This window comes from Bacillus sp. FSL R10-2201 (assembly GCF_038008665.1).
Classification (GTDB): domain Bacteria; phylum Bacillota; class Bacilli; order Bacillales; family Bacillaceae_G; genus Bacillus_A; species Bacillus_A mycoides.
Genome location: NZ_JBBOZP010000001.1, coordinates 5,155,395 through 5,170,830, shown reverse-complemented (window position 1 = coordinate 5,170,830; position 15,436 = coordinate 5,155,395). Strand labels below are relative to the sequence as shown.

12 protein-coding genes and 1 pseudogene are annotated in these 15,436 nt (G+C 32.0%); 4 read left to right on the top strand and 9 right to left on the bottom strand.

The window, feature by feature from the left end:
* Nucleotides 1–23: 23 nt before the first annotated feature.
* The 6 genes from NSQ69_RS26795 to NSQ69_RS26770 form a co-directional block, all read right to left on the bottom strand.
* Entirely contained in the window at nt 24–2,696 is a 2,673-nt protein-coding gene (locus tag NSQ69_RS26795; RefSeq protein WP_263894398.1) for a YfhO family protein, read from the bottom strand.
* A gap of 321 nt (nt 2,697–3,017) precedes the next feature.
* On the bottom strand, nt 3,018–4,439 hold the full coding sequence (locus NSQ69_RS26790) for a flippase (protein ID WP_002034968.1): 1,422 nt from the start codon (nt 4,437–4,439) through the stop codon (nt 3,018–3,020).
* Nucleotides 4,440–4,532: 93 nt separating this feature from the next.
* Nucleotides 4,533–5,513, bottom strand: a complete 981-nt coding sequence (locus NSQ69_RS26785; RefSeq protein WP_002034967.1) for a glycosyltransferase family 2 protein — start codon at nt 5,511–5,513, stop codon at nt 4,533–4,535.
* Nucleotides 5,514–5,744: 231 nt separating this feature from the next.
* Nucleotides 5,745–6,089: a DUF2304 domain-containing protein gene (locus NSQ69_RS26780; protein ID WP_002016417.1), complete on the bottom strand. Its 345-nt coding sequence runs from the start codon at nt 6,087–6,089 to the stop codon at nt 5,745–5,747.
* A 6-nt stretch (nt 6,090–6,095) separates the two neighbouring features.
* A complete protein-coding gene (locus NSQ69_RS26775) occupies nt 6,096–6,824 on the bottom strand; it encodes a glycosyltransferase family 2 protein (RefSeq protein ID WP_000021472.1) in 729 nt (242 codons plus the stop codon).
* A 218-nt stretch (nt 6,825–7,042) separates the two neighbouring features.
* Nucleotides 7,043–7,555 carry an acyl-CoA thioesterase gene (locus tag NSQ69_RS26770; RefSeq protein ID WP_000412118.1) on the bottom strand — a complete coding sequence of 171 codons (513 nt, stop codon included), beginning with the start codon at nt 7,553–7,555 and terminating at the stop codon, nt 7,043–7,045.
* A 366-nt stretch (nt 7,556–7,921) separates the two neighbouring features.
* On the opposite strand from NSQ69_RS26770, the gene NSQ69_RS26765 reads away from it, so the two are divergent.
* Nucleotides 7,922–9,235: an ArnT family glycosyltransferase gene (locus NSQ69_RS26765; protein ID WP_050000798.1), complete on the top strand. Its 1,314-nt coding sequence runs from the start codon at nt 7,922–7,924 to the stop codon at nt 9,233–9,235.
* A gap of 90 nt (nt 9,236–9,325) precedes the next feature.
* Here NSQ69_RS26765 and NSQ69_RS27825 read toward each other — a convergent pair whose 3' ends face one another.
* The 3 genes and pseudogenes from NSQ69_RS27825 to NSQ69_RS26755 all read right to left on the bottom strand — a co-directional run bounded on the left by NSQ69_RS27825 (nt 9,326) and on the right by NSQ69_RS26755 (nt 11,381).
* A complete protein-coding gene (locus tag NSQ69_RS27825; protein WP_370458378.1) occupies nt 9,326–10,132 on the bottom strand; it encodes a methyl-accepting chemotaxis protein in 807 nt (268 codons plus the stop codon).
* Nucleotides 10,130–10,507, bottom strand: a pseudogene (locus tag NSQ69_RS27820) (protoglobin family protein); the annotation flags it as partial. The pseudogene NSQ69_RS27820 and the gene NSQ69_RS27825, both read right to left, overlap by 3 nt.
* A 241-nt stretch (nt 10,508–10,748) precedes the next feature.
* The gene (locus NSQ69_RS26755) at nt 10,749–11,381 is read right to left on the bottom strand and encodes a trimeric intracellular cation channel family protein (protein ID WP_002016412.1); all 633 of its coding nucleotides are present in this window, start codon (nt 11,379–11,381) and stop codon (nt 10,749–10,751) included.
* A 495-nt stretch (nt 11,382–11,876) separates the two neighbouring features.
* Here NSQ69_RS26755 and NSQ69_RS26750 point away from each other — a divergent pair, with 495 nt between their 5' ends.
* The 3 genes from NSQ69_RS26750 (at nt 11,877) to NSQ69_RS26740 (ending at nt 15,295) form a co-directional block, all read left to right on the top strand.
* Entirely contained in the window at nt 11,877–13,328 is a 1,452-nt protein-coding gene (locus NSQ69_RS26750) for an O-antigen ligase family protein (protein WP_341099844.1), read from the top strand.
* 95 nt (nt 13,329–13,423) lie between these two features.
* Nucleotides 13,424–14,533: a glycosyltransferase family 4 protein gene (locus NSQ69_RS26745; RefSeq protein ID WP_002089874.1), complete on the top strand. Its 1,110-nt coding sequence runs from the start codon at nt 13,424–13,426 to the stop codon at nt 14,531–14,533.
* Between the two features lie 21 nt (nt 14,534–14,554).
* Nucleotides 14,555–15,295, top strand: coding sequence for a WecB/TagA/CpsF family glycosyltransferase (locus NSQ69_RS26740; RefSeq protein ID WP_002016406.1), 741 nt, complete (start codon nt 14,555–14,557; stop codon nt 15,293–15,295).
* Nucleotides 15,296–15,436 lie beyond the last annotated feature (141 nt).

Below are 15,436 nucleotides of genomic sequence, written 5' to 3'. Positions count from 1 at the left end.
TAGCTTCATGATTTATTGAGTGCTCATTGCTGCTTTTTAAAAGGCAATTTTCGGCGTCCTTTTTGATTTGTAAAAACTAGTAAGGCTACACAAATAATTAGTGAAATAATTGATATAATCATACCTAATTTAAAGTAAGGTGTAACATAAGTCATTTCGATTACATGTGCTCCTTTTGTAATTGGTACGCCAATAAAGGCAGAATTTGCTTTCGTGAATTCTGTTTCTTTTCCATCAACTTTTATAGTCCAACCTTTACTATATGGAACAGATAAATATAGTAATCCATCTTTTTTTGAGTTGATTTCACCTTTTAAATAGTTGTTTTTATAATAAATATTTTGAAGTCTATTTTCAGTTAGTTTTTTTGTTTCTTTTTGTACACCTTCGTAATTTACGATATTTGCTTGTAAGTCTTCAAGTTCGTATTCACCTGGCGCATCAATAGAAATAGTTAGTTGGTCTGGGCGATCGTCTTTACCTAAATTATAAACAAATCTTTCTAAAGGATATGAGTATGCACCAGTGTCTTCACCTTTCCCCATATCTTTCCCGTTAACTACTGCATGGAATGAACCTTTATTTTTTATCTTTAATTCTACAATTAAATCTCCAGGAGTATTAGGATAATTTATAGGTACAATCATATTTCCATTGCCGTGGACAATGAGTTTATTATTCTCTTTTTCCATATTTTCTAGTTGTACTTTTTCCATATTGATAGATACCGCTTTTGAATTAAGGTTCTTTTTATCAAAATGAGTTAATGAAAAGTCTTTTCCATTATTAACGACTACAGCATGTAATAATAATTGGTCACGCTGAGCGAAGTTTAATTTAGAAAATTCTTCTTCACTTATACTAGAATCATATACATACCCTAACGGTAAAGCATAGTCATTTTTGTAAATATTATATGGTCCTACTTGTTTTAATAGTTTATATCCATATGGGATATTTTTTTGATCTGTATCAGCGCTTAGTACACGATATTTTACACCTAACATATTTTCAAGTAGTAGTCGACTATCAACTTGGAAGAACATCGAAGGAGTGTCGAACCCTTGGAATACGTTGTATTTATTTTTCATAAAGTCATGAACATAATAATTAATCAAGCTTTGGTACGTACTTGTACCATGATAACCTTGTAACATTGGTGTGTTATGGGCGCTACCTGGGTTAAGAATACGATAAAAGTCCTTATCATATTCTTGTATATAACGAATGGCAGCAATCTCATCTTTGTTATCATAGCCAGATACATGTAAAGCTTCTTTTGTAGCATTGCTTTGTCCGAAAGCGGTACTAAGTATATTATTAGCATACATGTAATTCATGGAAATTGTACTAACGAGTACGTTCACTACAACTAAAAATTGTATGAAAGGTTTAGAAAGATAACGCCATAAACATACTGTAATGAGAGAAAGAACGATAGTTCCGATTAAAATATTGTCAACTACCTGTAAAGGTTTATCACTTACATTTATATTTACTTTTCTATAAAATGCATAAATGAATAATCCTATTGATACTAATGAACTCATTATATAAGGTAATTTATGTTCTTTCTTATGAACAATCATCCAATCTAAGATGTATGCTATAGTTTGAGCAATTACAAATACAAATAAATAAAGCCATCTATATTGCATTGCTGAGAAACCATTAAATACAGAGTATGTATACGGAAGCATAAACAGAATGAACATGAAAAATGTAAAGAATACTTTATTTTTAACAAGTTTATCACGTATAAACATTCCAAATATGATTAGGAATAAAATTAAAGCTGGTAAAGCTAATTGATGATTTTCAGCATCATATACGAAGAAGATAGTTTCCATTAGATCTTTATAAAATGTATCTTCAAAGAATAAAGGTATATCAAATTTCTTCGTTAACCGATCCGCACTAAATACCGCATTGACTGATGGAATAAAGCAAACTGCAGCCAAGCCAAGTGATAGACCGTATAATAATCCAATTTTAATATAATAGGTTAGAAAAGAGACGATTGTTTTATTTTGCTGTGTGGCAAAGTATTGGAAAAATGCGTAAATGAAAATGAAAATACTTGTGATAAAAGCAAAATAAAAGTTCGATGCTAACATTAAAGTAGCAGCTACTAAGAAAAGTCCACGTTTCTTTTCTATAATATATTTATCAAGTCCCCATATTACTAATGGTAAAAATACGATGGCATCAGCCATGAAATCCCAAAGTAATGAATGGCGCATAAAAGTAATACATCCACCATACATAATAGCAGCAATAAAAGATGAGAAGATTGTTTTATTATGATAACGTAAAGAACCATACATGAATAACATAGCTAAAAAGTTTTTTAAAATACTCATGTATAATTTCATATCATAGATTTGTTCAATATTTAATTTAGGAAGTAACAGCGTAATCCAGAAGAACGGCGCTGTACTGTAATAATAACTAAACTCTCCAAATAAATCTCCACCTAATCCATAATCAAAAGACCAAAAAAGATTACCATCTTTAAAGGCATGTTGCAGGAGAAATGTAAAGAAACCAAATTGGCTTAATGCATCACCTGTACCAGAAAAGATTTGATTAGATGTTAAAAAGAAATAATGAAAAGCAAAAGCACACAATAATAATATCGGAATAATCATTATAGTTTTCTTTGAGAAAATCTTATTGTTCGGCTTTATGCTCATAAAAATTTATAATCCTCCTTCGAAAGTTGTTACATATAAAAACACACCAATTATGAAGGTGTGTTTTTTAGTTTTAGCATAAAAAATATATATTTTTGTTGTATCATATATATTTTACAAGCATTGAGTTTCATAGTTTACTTGTAATTTAGTATAAAGCATTCTCAGAAAGTAAGTCAATTTGACATGGAATATATAGCATTTTTAACCACTGAAAATTCGAGAATAATGAAGTGCAGTCTTCAGAATTTATGTTCTGTAAATGATGGTATATAAAAAGCCAAAAGCTTTTCCATTCTTAATAGGAAAAGCTTTTGGCTTTTAAGCGTTTTTACGAACTAATTTTTTATTTACAAATCCTAAAATCAACCCGCGTATTTGTGGATCAATTGCAAGGCCAATAATACCGTACAATATACCAGTAAGTGTTAGAGCTACCAGTGGTGGTAAGTTAATTAATACTGTGCGGTATAGGGCGTAACTGATTATAAATGCTAGTGTATTAAATACAATCCCTTTGAATAGTAATGTAAATCCTTTACGAACGAATAAAGTAAATCCGATTAATAAAGTAACCTCAGTAATGATAGCAGCGACCGCAGCTCCCATCATTCCAAATTGGCTGCCTAATACGATGTAACTTACGATAGCGACAGCTAATCCAATTCCCATCGTTGTCGCACGCTTCCACTGTTGACCAATAGTTGTTAAATTATCAGCAAGTGGATAGTTGATAGATTGTAAAATAACCATAAAGGCTAAAATTGCAAGAGCATCACCGGCTGGTGCATATTGTTCACCTAATAAAGTAACAATCCAAAAACTTGGATCGGCGATAAATGGGATGGAAATTCCCATTCCTAAGAAAGACATAAGTTTTAATTCGAACTGAGATAGTTTTCTATGTTCATCAATATTCTTTTCATTTCCAAAAGCAAATAACTTTGGATAAAAGGCTGCTGCAATTACGCCCGGTATTTGATAAAGTACAGCAGGTATTTTCGATGCAGCGCCAAAGAATCCAACTTGCTCATATGTTGAGACTTTTTCTAATATAATAGGCCCTAACTGTGGTAAGAGCATAATGATAATGCCATTGATTGTGAAAATGAGCAATTGATCTAAAATGCCTTTATCCCAGCCCTTATGAACTGTTGTATGGCGAATTACCATTATAAAGGCGATAAGTCCTGTTACAAGACTAGATATCCCGTACATGGCAGCAACCATCATAAGTGACCATTTAAAGGACATTCCTAGTAGAAGAGCAGCTGCGGCTGTTACACCTTGTATTACAGAAATAATCGCTGTAAATTGCATGCGTTCTGTTACTTGGAAGTAAGCCATCCCAACACCTTGTAAAGTGGCTCCAAACATTGTCGGCAGTACAACCCAATATACCATCGCACGTAAGTAAGCATCGGGATAGAAGAACTGAGCGAAAATAGCGAAGAGCACAGAAATTACGATAGCTAATACTAAACGAATACGTAAATAACTACTAATTAGTACGCTAATGTTAGCGTTGCTTCTCGTTCCTTCACGCATAAACGTATGTGTCAAACCTGCATCTGTAAAATAACAAATAACAGCGGAAACTGCTAATGCAGTTGTAAACATCCCATAATCCTTTGGTGAAACATATCTTGCAAAGAAAATCGTCGCAATAGCAAGTACAAATCGAACAGTAATATTTCCTACAAATAGGTAGGAGGCGTTTTTAAGGATTTTATTTGTTTTCATGGAACAAGACCTTTCTATTTTTCAGGACGCACTTCGTCCTATTTGTAAATTTGATTTGTTTATGGAAAGTATGTTTAAAAGCGTATTCTTTATTTAAGAAAATATAAACTTTATTCGTACAAACCAAAGCATCGCGTATAGCTTTTTGCTTCGTTTTCCATTTTTTGAATAAATTTTGCGACAATATTTATTTATATCGCCCTTGATTAATTGAACTTGTGATTTATCTAACTTAGAGCTTCCTTTAATGTATATACAAGCATTGTTAATGACTGTATATGGGAATAGATAAGTTTCAAGGATTTCAATAAGTTCTGTAGAATCATTCACGATTAAGTCTTTTGATTTATTATGAACCCAATCTTTCATTCGATTAAACACTTCTAATTCTTTTGCTGTTTTTAATTCATAATCTTTATACTTTGAAGAAAGATTTCCTTCTGATAAGATTCGATAATATGTTAAATATTCATCTACATAGCATACATTTGTAACGCTCATTAATTTAAATAGAAATTCTAAGTCTTCTCCCCAGCTACATCCTGGTGTGAAACGAATATTATGATCCATCACGATAGATCTTTTGAAAATCCAAGTGCTCGTCTGAGCAACAACTTGATGCGTTAAGAAAGCTTTTGTCATATCACCTTTAATAAAGTTTGTCGTGTGCTCAATTTTTTCACCAGTCTCTTCGTAAAAGTTCATATAGCCACAATAACAAGCGTTCATGTTGTTTTTATGCATGCTTTCAACTTGTTTTTCGATTTTTGTTGGATTCCATAAATCATCACTATCAAGAAAAGCAACATATTCTCCGCTAGCATTTTCAATTCCTGTATTACGAGCAACAGAAACACCTTGATTTTCTTGAGGGACGTATTTTATTTGTCCTGGGTACTTTTGTACAAGATTTTTTACGATAGAAGGTGATTGATCTTTGCTTCCATCATCTACAATTACAATTTCAATGTTTTTATATGTTTGATCTAGTATTGATTGCATCGTTTCTTCAATATATTTTTCCGTATTATACAGAGGTATGACAACGGAAACGAGTTGTTTTTGTTCCATCATAGAGTTTTTATCTCCTCAAATTTTTTATGTTTTGTACCATATATACAAGCCTTTTGAAAGGAAGAAGACTACAAGAACATCTGTATAAGTTTAACGCATATAAACTTTGTAAATCAACTTTCTATTGTGGTATCTCTTATAATTAGAAAGAAATAATTTGAAATGATAAAAGCTCCTGAATTTTTCAAGCAAAATTCAGGAGCTTTTATATATTAGTATTTAGTTAGGAAGTTATTCTTTATCTGTTATCTTTAATTTTTGTTTTAATAATGCATAATCTTGCGTTAATGTTACAAGTTGATGGTGTAATTTGGAGATTTTTCTCGTCAGGTCAAAAATTAAGATAAAACAGAATAATAGTCCGAATAAGAATAAAATGGACGGAGGATATTCTACTTTTAATAGTTTTCCAATCCAATTTATAATTTTATCCGTAGAACTTAAAATAGCCATTGCAACACAAACGAAAATCCATAAAATAGCATATTTTGTTTCTAAAGTCCCACGACGAATGGAATTAATAATTAAGAAGAATAGTAATAAAATAAAGATAAATGAAAAGGTAATTATATGCATTTATTATCAACCTTTCACGATTTTTTGCATCAATATAGCAAGACTTACCTTCACCATGTAATATGCAGATTTAAGGGGAGTGATGGAAGATTGTCCACCTTGTCGCTCTTGCATATTTACAGATATTTCATTAATGCGGAGTTTTTTCTTTTTTAAATGAATAAGGACTTCTGGCTCCGGATAATCTTTTGGATAATTGTGTGCAAAAATCTTAATTACTTCTCGATTGATAGCACGATACCCAGAAGTTGGATCCATAAATGTTTGTTTTGTTAGTACTTTCAATAGAGCGGTAAAATAAAAAATACCGATTCTTCGGGAAATACTACCTTTATATGCTGTTTTTTCTGTAAAACGTGAACCAAGCACCATATCGCATTGATCCTCGGCAATAGGCTGTATGATTTTGTATAAATCATCAGGATTATGTTGTCCATCAGCATCGAACTGAATCGCAATATCATATCCGTTCTCATAAGCGTATTTATATCCAGTTTGTACAGCTGAACCGATACCTAGATTATATGGTAAATTAACAAGATGAACAGGGAAATCTTTTACGATTTGAGCTGTTTTATCTTTTGATCCATCATTAATAACGCAAATGCTTAATGCTGTAAAATGCTGTTTTAGTTCTAATAATCTTGTTAATGTATCTGCAATTGCTTCTTCCTCGTTATACGCTGGAATAATAATTAACGTTTTTGGTATTGAAATTGGTACCTCAATAGACATTACCGCACCATCCCTTATATACTTAATCGTATTATGGTTATTTTTAAACGAACATTATTTAATATACCATTAATAGTATAACAAAATAAAGGAAAAGCTGATGGGTGATTTTAGGGAACAGGCATAGAATAAAAATGCTAAGGCTTAACACTTTATTATAATAAAAAATACATGCAAGGAAGAAAAAACCTGTGCATGTATAAGATAAAATCCTAATGTTACATATTCCAAGGCTTACTTAAAGTTAACACTTCAGCCATTTCTTTACTTTTTAAACGTCCTTTTTTTCTATTTTCGGCACGCTCTGAACCAGTTGTATGTAGCCAATGTTCTTCCTCTGTTTCAGGAATTACTTGTGGTACAGATGAAGGTTTTCCGTCTTTTAATGCGACAAATGTAATGAAACACGTTGCGGCCATTCTACGCTCGCCTGCTAGTAGATCCTCTGCAATTACTTTTACGAAAACTTCCATTGAAGATTTTCCTGTATAACATACGAATGCTTCATAACAAACAGAATCTGCTTGGTGAATTGGAGTTAAAAAATCAACGGAATCGATAGATGCTGTTACGCAATGTTTGCGGCTGTGTCTCGCAGCTGCAATTGAAGCTATACTATCAATTTCTGCTAATAATTTCCCCCCGAAAAGTGTTTGGTGATTATTTAAATCGTTAGGAAAAACACGTGTTGTTTTAATTGCTTTTGATTCTCGCATGAATTTCTTTTCCATATATTCATCCCCTATTTTCTGTTTTCAATCAGAGTGACATGTGTAAGTGGAGTACCCATATTAGATATTTAATGAAGTAAAGTGTTCCAAAAGAGGATTATCCCACTATTTGCGGGCTAATAGTCAGTGGGGAATGAACAAAACCCCCGTGGATTAAAGTTTCACTTTATTGAAATTTCTGTATTTGTATTCATGTAACTGAAAGAAAATTTATCATATATAAAATGTAGTGTAAAAGAGGATTCGCTTACATTGCAAGTGAAAAAGTAATGACTATGTATTTGTCATAGAAATTCCCTATTAACCTTGTGCTTATTCATGATAGAATCGTTTTGTTATGAATGGAAGTAGAGGTGCAATGGACATATGAATCATATAAGAACAAATTTTTCGTCTTTCTTCAGTAAAATAATGATTGGTGCGATGCTCGCATTTTTTGTCTATAGTTGTTGGTCGGCTTTTGAAACAAGTAAGCAATTTTTTGGAGGAAGTACAACAAGTATAACAATTGTATTAGTGATTTTTGTTATTCTTATTTTGTTAGTAGCATCAATTTTGCAATATCGTTTTACAGATAAACAATTTCTTGTTTTTCTTATGAGCATATCTATAGTTGTAAGACTTATCACAGTTCTATTTGTAGATGTTCCAATGATAGGTGATATGAAGGCTATGTATGAGTCTGCAAAGCAGATTGCAATTGGCAATAATATAGAAAATATAGCACAGTTACCTTTTATTATTTATGAATCGATCATCATTCGTATATTTGGTGATACGGTATTCGCTTTACAATTATTTAATATTTTATTTTGTACAGGAACTTCATTTTTCATTTATCGCATTGCGTCAATGGTCTTTGGAGAAGAGTGTGGTCGTATTGCATCAATGTTTTACGCTTTATATATTCCAAATATATTTATGAGTTCTGTATTAACGGCGGAATCACTCGCAATATTTTTATTTTATTGTGCTTGTTACATATTTTTATATAAGGGATTAGACCATCCTTATATGTGGGTAATTTCAGCCATTTTATTTGCGCTTAGCAATATGATTTTCCCAATGGGGTTATTTTTACCTATTTTTATAGTTGTATATGTGCTGTTAATTGAATTATTTCAATCAGCAACGAAACAAAAATTACTATTAAAAATGATGGGAATACTTATTCTGTTTTATAGTACTCATTTTGGTGTGAGCTATGGTATCAAGATGATGGGAATGTCACAGTATACGATTTCTAATCAGACTTATGTTCAATCTGTTTTAATTGGAAAAAGTCAAAATGAAGAAAAAACATCCAAAAATAAAAGTGTAAAAGAGCACATTGATCAAGAGTTAAAAGAAATGGAAGTAGAAAGATTTAAACTGTTAAAACCAGTTATTAACCAGCTTTCAGACGAGGGAATAAATTCTATTATTTTTAAATGTGAAAAGCTTATATATATAGTGGTGACATTATTTATGGCCATAGCTTTATTACATTTTCTAATTAAGAAACAGCAAAATGAAGGATATATGTTGTTTGTATTATTAATTACCGGATACGTGTCGTTAAGGCTCTTCCGAGTAGATATGGCATATTATAATATTATTATGCCAGCTTTGTTTATTTTACAAAGCTTTGGTGTTTATATGAGTTATTTTTATTGCCAAAAAATATTTTTCAGAAAATAAAAGAATCCATTTTGGATTCTTTTTTTGTAGATGGATGATAAGGATGAATGCAAGCGGAGATGACGAATCTCCACTTTGTATCGATTTGTCTTATCGGTTTAGTTCTAGTTGTAAATTATCCGCTGTTAAGGCCATTGTTGAGGAATCGTCTTGAATACTCTTCATTACTTGTGAGATAGTCTCTAATTCATTTTCAATTTTTTTATTTTGTTCTTTAGAGTTAGACATATCTTTTACGATTTCTTGGAAATATTGATCTGTCGCATGCATACTATCTGTCCCTTCAGATACGAGAGAGCTTATTTGTTCCACGGAAGAAGAGACGTGTATAATTTGTTCATTAGTTTTTTCAACGAGTTTTGTAACGTTGGAAATTGATTCTTTCGTTTGCTCTGATAACTTTCGGATTTCTCCCGCTACGACTGAAAAACCTTTACCAAATTCGCCAGCACGTGCAGATTCAATAGCAGCATTTAATGCTAGTAAATTTGTTTGCTCGGCGATTGATTTTACAATATCAATGATTTCGTTAATTTTGTTAGAAATATCAAGAAGTTCATGAGTATCAGTAATGATAGTTTCCATATTCGTTTGGATGCTTTCCATTCGTTTGTTTTGCAGATTCAATTGTTCTTTTCCTTTATTGGCCTTTTCTTCTGATGTCGTAGCTAATGATGTACCTGTTTTTGCAATTCCTACGATACTTTCTGATTTAGATGTTAACTGTTGAATAGAAGAGCTTGTTTTTTCAGATACTGCCGCTAGTTCTGTTGCAATATGTGTAATCGTCATAGTTGTCAGTTCTTTTTCTTTTTCATGTTCTTTTTGGATTCTTTCATATTCGGATTCATAAGCTGCAATAACAAGTTCTTGTTCTAATGTGAATAATTTATTTATTACGTTTATAGAATAAGAAAAATCGTCTATCGTTGAAATTTTCGTTTGCAAAATCTTTATGACGGAGCGGAATAATTCTTGATAAGCAGCGGTATACCATTTTCTATGTAAACCAATTTGTACGTGCCTTTTTGCAATTCTAACACGTTGTTCAATAAAATCTTCATTCATATTCCCGCTGAACAATTCTTTAATATGTGTCTTTAAAGTTTGTTTTAATTTAGGAATAGAGCTGTAGCGTTCAATAACAGCAATTAAATTAGGTTGTTTTGTGATGTTGGTGTAGAATTTTTCTGTTATCCAATCTATTTCCTCATAAATAAATGGCTGTAATACTTTAACAATTTGTAAATCTTCCTTTGAAATATGTAGCATATCCATTTGAGTTTTTAGTTCAGAATTAGCAGGCACGTTAAATATGATTTGTTGGCCTTTGCTTAATTCAATTATACTGGTGTTTGTTTTATTTTTTTTAAAAACCCCAAGCATCATTCTTCCCCCTGTTTATAAAACGTTTTCATTTTTTTATTCTAATTTAATTATATATTTTTATATACAATTACTCTATAGTATATGGAATTGCATATAAATTAAGAGAATTCTATGTAGAATTCTCTTAATGGCCTTTATTAATTTTTGCATGTGTTTTAAAGAAAACTGGGAAATGTACATTATATATTACGGTGACTACACGAATAACGAATGTTATTAATAAACAGACATAGAAAGCTAATATGTGTGCCCCCATTGCATGTGTAATTAAGAAACTAACTGCTCCTAGAATAGAAGCAATTGCATATATCTCTTTTCGGAATACATACGGGATATCTTGAGCGCAAATGTCACGTAAAATACCGCCCCCAATACCTGTAATAACTCCCATTGAAACGACTAAAAACGAGGCGTCAACGTGATGTGACATTGCTGCATTTGCACCAATAGCTGTAAATACCCCTAAACCAACAGCATCAGAAAGCATAATAACGACTTGAAGTTTATTAATGCGCTCGAAAAACATACATGTGAATAATGCTGATAGTACACTTACGAAAAAGTAAATGGGTTTTACAAATGCGACAGGAGGCAGGTTACCAATCATAATATCACGAATAATACCGCCGCCGAGCGCAGTAGCTACAGCTAAACAAAGGACACCAAATAAATCTAGATCTTTTTTTAAACCAACTAATGTACCAGAAATGGCAGCGGCGATAATGCCAAGAAACGTAAATATATCGATTAATAACATGGCTTTAATTCCTTCCTCTTAAAGATGTTCCAGAGAAAAAATATACACTAAAGTTTTGGAAATAACAATTACTTTTCGCTACATGTAGAAAAATGGATGAAATAGCTAAAGAAAGCGTTTGAAAATGCTTGATAAGTAGCAATAAAGTAAAGCGAAAAAGTGTGGAAAGATTAATAGTATAGTTTTTTGATGTAGCTTAGTTGGAGGGATGGTACAATAAGATAAGTCCGCTTTGTACATTTGTATAAAATGATAAAAAAATATTTCTGTACGGTCGAAAATAAGTGCATATGTGTTAGATAGTTTTTATAGGGATAGGGAAGGATAGCTAAAGGACAATGTTTTCGGTTACTAATAATGCTGGATTTGACTAGTTTCGGCATGAAAAATAGTTCTCAATTTAAATATGAGTTATGTTATAATTGCTAGGTGTGTTTAAACAGTAGAAAACTATGATTAAAAGATAATGTGAAGATTTTGTATGGAGGTCTTGGAATGTTAGCAAATCAAGCTAGGGTTAGATTTGAGCATTTTTTGCTCTTTTTTATTATTTTACAGCCTGTTTTAGATTTATTAACGTCTCTTAGCATCGTTTTATTAAAGTCAAATGCCACTGTTGGAATTTTGGTAAGATTTCTTATTATGGCTGTTGGTGGTATTTACATTTTAATTCAGGCAAAAGAGAAGGAAAATAGGAAGTTTTTAATTTACTTAATACTATTAGCAGTAGTTTTAGGGATAGGGTTTATTAATAATAAACTAGTTAAGAATCCTATTGTACTTGGTGAAGAAGTTAAGTTTGTTGCGAAGGCATTATATATATATATCATGCTAGGATCATACATTTTAGCTTTAAAATCATTGAAAAAGAAAGTAAATATTAGTGACAAAGTCAGAAATAGTATTGTGTATTCAACATTAATCATTAACGCTATTATGGTTATTTCTATTTCGACATCTACAGACTTTGGTAGTTATCAATGGATGAAAGTTGGTTCCCGAGGGTGGTTCTATGCAGGTAATGAACTAGGGTCAATCTTAGCTATTATTTTCCCTATTGTGGTACTATATTCTATTCAAAAAACAAAGAGCGTGAAACACGTTTTATATTGGATTCCATCGCTTCTAATGATTTACTCGTTAATTCAAGTCGGTACGAAAGTAGGGATGGGCTCAATTGGTGCTACGTTAGCAGCAGCAATCGGGATTATCGTACTACAATTATTATTTGATAGAAGAAATCCAAACAAAATGTCTCTTGTACTTAATGGATTAATTGCTATTGTCCTATTGGCTGGTGTTGTTGGAACGTTTAAAATGACGCCATTAGCACAAAATATGGGTATTCATAACAACTATTTATCAGAACAAAATGTAGCGCAGCAAGGTCAAAAAGAAAAAGAAATTAAAGAGAAAATTAAAAAAGAAGAAAAACAACATAAAGTTGAAAAACCAGAAGAAAAGGCGAAGGTAGAAGCTGAAGTTAAGAAAGAGCTTGAGAAAGAGCAAAAGAAAGAAAATCAAGAAAATCTTATTTTCAGTGGACGTCAAGTATATGAAGAGAGACATAAGCAGTTCTTTAAAGAAGCGCCAATGTCACAAAAATTATTTGGAATGGGTTACGCAGGTAACTTTAAGTATAATGAACAAAAAGAGCCAGATCCGAAGCTAATCGAAATGGACTTCCATGATTGGTTTTATGATTTCGGAATTATTGGTTTTGCGTTAATGATGATTCCATTTATTTATTACGGCGTAAGAATCCTACTAGCATTTGTTACAAGATTTAAGGAAATATTTAATGTGAAATATGGAATGATTACAGCAAGCTTAGTATTAGCATTAGGTATTGCATATATTGCAGGGCATATTTTGACAGCACCAGGAGTAGGGATTTACTTTGTAGTGGTGTTAGCTTGGCTAATTGTAGATTTAGAAATTGAATGATAAAAATAAAAGCTAACTTTTGTTAGCTTTTATTTTTTAGTACAGTAAAATAAAGATAGATGGAAATGTAGCGAGGATTTAAAGGAGGAAAAAATATGAGGATATTGCATATGAATGCAGGGGCAGAAGATGGTGGAGGAAAAACACATATTATTTCACTGCTCGATCAGTTTCCGGATGGTGAAGTAGAATTAGCAGTATTTGAAGATGGAATTGTTGCGAAAGAAGCAAGAGAGCTAGGAATAAAAGTTCATGTGTTTTCACAAAAATCTCGCTATGATTTATCCATTTTAAAGAACATAAGTGAATTCATTAATAAAGAAAAATTTGATGTAGTTCATACACACGGTCCTAGGGCGAATTTCTTTGTTTCTCTAATGAAGAAGAAATTCGCGGCAAAATGGGTTACGACAATTCATAGTGATCCATTTCAAGACTTTACTAAACAAGGCTTAAAAGGCTGGATTTTTACTAAATTAAATTTGAAAGCTTTAAAAAATATAGATTTATTTTTTGTTGTAACGAATAGGTTGAAAAAAAGCTTAGCCGCATTAGGTATTTCAAATGAAAAGATGCATGTTATCTATAACGGGATTGAATATGATCAGGAAAAAGCAGATGGCTATAATAAAAAGGAAATGTTTAATATTGATGAAGATGTGTTTACGGCAATCCAAGTAGCGCGTTTGCATCCTGTTAAAGGACATGAAGTTTTATTCGATGCGTTACAACAAACAAAATTGGAGAAAATTAAAGTGTTATTAGTTGGTGACGGGCCGTTAGAAAGAGAACTAAAGGCGTTAGCTACTGAAAAAGGGATTAATGATAAAGTTGAATTTTTAGGGCATCGTCAAGATGTGAAACAATTATTTGCTTCATCACATGTCAATTTGTTAACTTCCCATAGTGAAGGATTTCCATTAGTTTTATTAGAAGCGGCAAATCAACGTGTACCATCAATTGTGACTAGAGCTGGAGAAATCGAACCGTTAATTGCAGATGAAACTTATGGGTGGATTGTACCAACTGGTGATGGAAAAGCATTGGCATCGGCATTAGAAGAGGCGTATGATAAGTGGAAAACTGGAGAGTTATCAGTAATGGGCAAGCATATTTATGAGCATGCTACTATGAACTTCTCACTTCAAAAATTATATGAAGATACGAAAGAAACATATAAGCAATTAATAGCAAAAAACCTTTAATGATAGAGAGGATAGTTAATTATGGCAGTACAAACGGTTGATATTCTAGGTGTTCCTTTCTCTACAATGACAATGGATGAAACGGTCCAATATTTAAAGGAACAACTAGAATTGGAGCAAACTCATACTTTTCAGGTAGTAACAGCAAATCCTGAAATTGTTATGTGTGCAAAAAAGGATGAAGAGTTCCATAAAACATTACTAAATACCGATTTAATTACACCTGATGGTATTGGGGTTGTAAAAGCAAGTGGTATGCTTGGTACACCTGTAAAAGAACGTGTAGCAGGTTTTGATTTAATGTGTAATTTATTTGCGAAGTTATCAGAAGAGAATAAACCAGTATCTGTTTTCTTATTAGGTGCAAAACCACATGTTGTACAAGCCGCGGCTGATCATTTAACGAAGACATATTCGGCTGCATCTATCGTGGGGATACAAGATGGATATTTTAAACAAGAAGAAGAAGAGAATATTGTTTCACGTATTCAAGAGGCAAAACCAGATCTATTACTTGTTGCACTTGGCTTTCCAAGACAAGAAAACTTTATCCAAAACAATAAGCATCGTTTAGAAACGAAAATGGCTGTTGGAGTAGGCGGTAGTTTAGATGTGTGGGCTGGAGAGGTAAAGCGTGCGCCAAAATGGATTCAATCTATTCATTTAGAGTGGTTTTACAGATTATGTAGTAATCCAACACGTTGGCGTCGTCAGTTAGTATTAGCTGAATTTTTAAAAGAAGTAATGCGTTCAAAAAAGTAGCGGAACATCGCTACTTTTTTTTATTTGTTTATTTTTGATAAACATTTTACTTTTTGGGAATGATGAAGGAGAATTTTTATAAGAAAGTATTTTACTTATGCAATACACACATGTAAAATGATGTGTAAAGACACCTGTGTA